Here is a 3,812-nt window from a genome sequence, read left to right on the forward strand (position 1 = left end):
ATGCCTAGTGAACCATCAAAGATTGGGTTTTTCGCACGAGAGGTTGCATAAACCGATTTTTGAATATCTAACCACTCACCAGTCTCTGTATTGGTACGCAATTGCATCACTTGTGTTGGATGCAAATAGAGAACATAAACACTCTCCCCATTCACACGTACTGGTCGAATTTTGGGATTAGCAAGTTTCGCCATTTTTACAGCTTCGTCAATAAGCTTCAAACTAAAGCTGTGTTTTGGCGCTTCACTGAGATCTTCATCCTTGGTTTTACCATCTGGACGGATAATTCGCTTACTGCTTGGTGCCAGAGGTTCATTAAATCCATAATGCACATTCTCGATATCTATCATACGATCTTCAAAAGAGAGCGTCCTTGCTGTATATCCGCAAGCTTGAATGAAAAACATCAAGCTTAAGCGATCTGCATACCAATCAACTAAGCCATCTTTTGCTTCGTCGCGCAAATCAAACGTTGTACGTTGTTGCGCTATACTACCTTCATTTTCTACACGAACTGCATGCGAAAGTTCGTCAATATAGAGTCTGTCATGAAGGAATTGTAATGCCTCTTCATTCCCCTCAAGCGTCTGTCCTGAGGTAACACCACGTCCCAAAAGCTGTGTCCGTAAGCTAAATGTAACACAATCCCCTCTGCCTTTCTGTGTTTCGGTTTTAAGTTGAATAATGCTGTTTGAACCCTTGCCTATAAGGGGGGCAATAGGTATCGCCTTTGAAACTTCTGTATTTAATAATTTTGACCACGTGCTTATCGCATGAGGATCATCTGCTCTAACTGTTGTTAATGCCATTGATTTTACCTTTCTTTGCTGTAAAAAAAACCGGCTTAAAAGCCGGATCATAGCCCTGTATAAAACAGACTAATTTCTATAAAATGCACTCTTAATACCCGTTACCTGCACCGTGTAATTGCCGAAAAATCGCTTTATTTTTCGGATTTGATATCCAAACGTCAAATTCTTCTTCTGACATCCTATCAATGCTTGCTAAAGTCATTGGTCCAGTACTCCCTCCTCCACCAGATGCCGTTAAGGTTCTCGCAGAATTCTGCCGACTTTGAAGTTCTGCAACTTGATTATTCGCTTGCACTGCTTGGTTCTGATAGCCAAGGTTTTGTGCTATTCTATAAATCTCTTCTGCCGGATTGAGATCTCTTTGTGCACAAGTCGCTACAAGAGCATGCAATTGATCTCTTATAATCGCATCTATTGTGTTTTGTTGTCCATACTCAGGATAAAGTGATGACCAAGAACTCAATTCCTTTGCGCGTGCCTCATAAAGAAAATTTGCCGCGGCATCAAAATCACTGGATTTATTTTGAAACGACTTAACAGAATTATTAAAAAATTCACCAAGACGTATATCATGCTGCTGCTGTTCCTCAGCTTGTCTTAGCGCTTCTTTCTGTTCCCTAATATACGCATCTTGCTTTTGAATCTTATCTAGCATCCACGCCACTAAACGAACAGGGTCCTCACGTAGGTCTGGGGGTGCATTTTCACCTTCAACCATTGGCGTCTGGGACTGGGGTTCATAAAGCTTGACAAGCGCTTCACGAGCTTGTTTGGCTTGTTGCTCCATACGCTGCTGTTCTATACTAGGAACAATCTCTGAAGGTTTTTCAACGGGCTGTGCAACCGGCTCTGGAGACGTAATGTCATCATTATCAATCGTTTCACCATCATAAGTGCCGGCATCAAAAGAGCTCTCATCATCAAAGACCGGTGCTCCAACTCTGTAATCTTCATTCATAGCTTCGTTCATTTCTGCATTCATTCTCTAACCTCTCTCAAATGCTTCTTCCTCTGTATGTTGCCGCTCTTTCACGCATGATTTGATTTTGCGCTCGTTCATTAAGAATACGCTCCCGTTCAAGCTCATGCTTCTGTTGCATCAATTCAGCTTCCAATTCTGCTCTCTTTTGACGCATAACCAATTCAATCTGCTTGCCTTGTAAATCCATCTGTTGCATCTGACTTTTAGCCGCAATATCTTGCTGCTTTTCCTGCAACTTCATTTCTTGTTCCGGATTCATTTGCTGTTGTTGGGCTTGTTGTGCCATTTGCTGCTGTTGCATCTTCTCACTCACACGATTAAGCAATGACGCAGGCAATGGAGAATAACGAAGTAGATCAAGCATAATATCCGGCGTAATCGCATTTTGAAGCAATGGGAGCAGCTGTGTGATGATACCAAAGGTGCGCTCTTTCTCATTCGGGCTGGTTGGGGCATCATCGACAACAATGTCATACTCGACACTCGTTACTTCTTCACGCGTCAATGGAATATATTGCGCATTCTCCTCACCAGATATCCGTACCAAACGACCATCGGACAAGTAATTCTGTATCAGATGCAAAATAATCTTACCCTGCCTTTTGCGATACAAACGTAAACCATCAAACAGACAAGCAAGCAGATTTAAACTGGATTGGCGTCGTTGTGCCTCCAAAATACCCGCTTGTGTCACTTCCCTTGTACCAATGAATTCGGGTGATAAACCCGTCACCTGATTAATTGCTTCCTTAGCTTCATTAAACAGCTGGAAAAAGCCCTCTGGAAACTGTGCTACAGGCTTTGGTTGTATTTTACCACCTGCCAATGCGTTAGGTTTAACCCATGTAATACTGTCTGATCGGCTTAAACTTTTTGCTGCTTCTCTCTCATCCTTAAATGCACCACTCTCTGCCATTATCCCGCCTTTGGATTGGCTATTAAGGATATACATAACTTGACTAAAGTACTTATTCGCCCACCGTTGTGGGTCTTTTGTAGGACGCACAACCCCATAAAATTGCCGTTCTATCTTGTCAAAATACCCCGTTATACACTCCCAACCCAATTGACCCGCTGGAACCAAAGGTTGATCGGGGGATTCAAGCAATTTTCTCCCTAAAAAAGCACGTCTTACAACCTTTTTATTGAAAGCTGCCCCTTGGATATCGTGCATCATGCACTGGAGCTGCTTAAATTCTTCCTCGCTATAATCACGAAGTTCTCCAGTGCTTAAATCGGGCGCTTTGTAATACCTCTCGCTTTCAAACCAACGGCATTCAACAAGTGTGATCATCCGTCGACCGTTTTCAACATCAATGCCCTTCTCATCATTATAAGCTTCAAGATCATTATGATGAATGCCCTCATAAGCAACCCCATCACGAGCCCAATCTGCACTCAGCTCTGTCCAATGAGATTTGGGAAACATCTGCTTAGCTACTTCCAAGGGCTTGCGATCTACATACCACATGCGTTGTGCATCGGTTAAATTCGGTTGCACTGCCGCGCTATCCCAAACCATCTTTAACGGGTCTAAACGCGTAATGACCGGTTCACCATCAAAGCTATTTTCATAATCAAGGCGGGTATCAGTCCACCCCATGCCGCAGATAACGGCATCTTGGAAAGCATCACTATCAGCGTATTCTGCATGCGCCATGTCCCGAAACCATTCTGCCGCACCAGTAAGCAATTCACTAGGCAATGCCTTCCCTACTTGACGGGGAATAAACTGCACTTCTCGCTTATTGTTGCGTTCTGACCCCACAACGGCATTCACAAGCGGAGCAATACGATTAAAGGTCATAACGGGGCGGCGTTGCTCTTTTAACGCCGCTAAATCAGCCTCATTCCACTGATCACCATTGTAAAAACGAAAATCCTCCCGCGCATGTTCACGCCATTTATTCACATGCTCCACATCTTCTTTGTACCAACTCACAAGCTTGCGAAATAAGCCTTCTGTCGACAAATCTGATGCGTTACTTTCTTTATCTAAATGCTCTTCATCATACATC

The 3,812-nt window shown here is 43.3% G+C and carries 3 protein-coding genes; all 3 read right to left on the reverse strand.

The features are described 5' to 3' along the window. On the reverse strand, nt 1-809 hold an 809-nt coding region (locus tag ACFIK1_RS07165), incomplete at its 3' end, for a DUF4043 family protein (protein WP_375662452.1). Between the two features lie 91 nt (nt 810-900). Then, a complete protein-coding gene (locus ACFIK1_RS07170) occupies nt 901-1,794 on the reverse strand; it encodes a hypothetical protein (RefSeq protein WP_375662453.1) in 894 nt (297 codons plus the stop codon). 13 nt (nt 1,795-1,807) lie between these two features. Further along, nucleotides 1,808-3,811, reverse strand: a complete 2,004-nt coding sequence (locus tag ACFIK1_RS07175) for a portal protein (RefSeq protein ID WP_375662454.1) — start codon at nt 3,809-3,811, stop codon at nt 1,808-1,810. Between the last annotated feature and the right edge of the window lies 1 nt (nt 3,812).

Origin of the sequence: Bartonella sp. OC16QHHD (genome assembly GCF_042194035.1) — a bacterium.
In the GTDB taxonomy this organism is placed as follows: Bacteria; Pseudomonadota; Alphaproteobacteria; order Rhizobiales; family Rhizobiaceae; genus Bartonella.

Bases quoted from the DNA above. Each gene is read 5' to 3' on its own strand.
- ACFIK1_RS07175 (WP_375662454.1), bottom strand. From the start codon at position 3,811: ATGTATGATGAAGAGCATTTAGATAAAGAAAGTAACGCATCAGATTTG.
- ACFIK1_RS07170 (WP_375662453.1), bottom strand. From the start codon at position 1,794: ATGAATGCAGAAATGAACGAAGCTATGAATGAAGATTACAGAGTTGGA.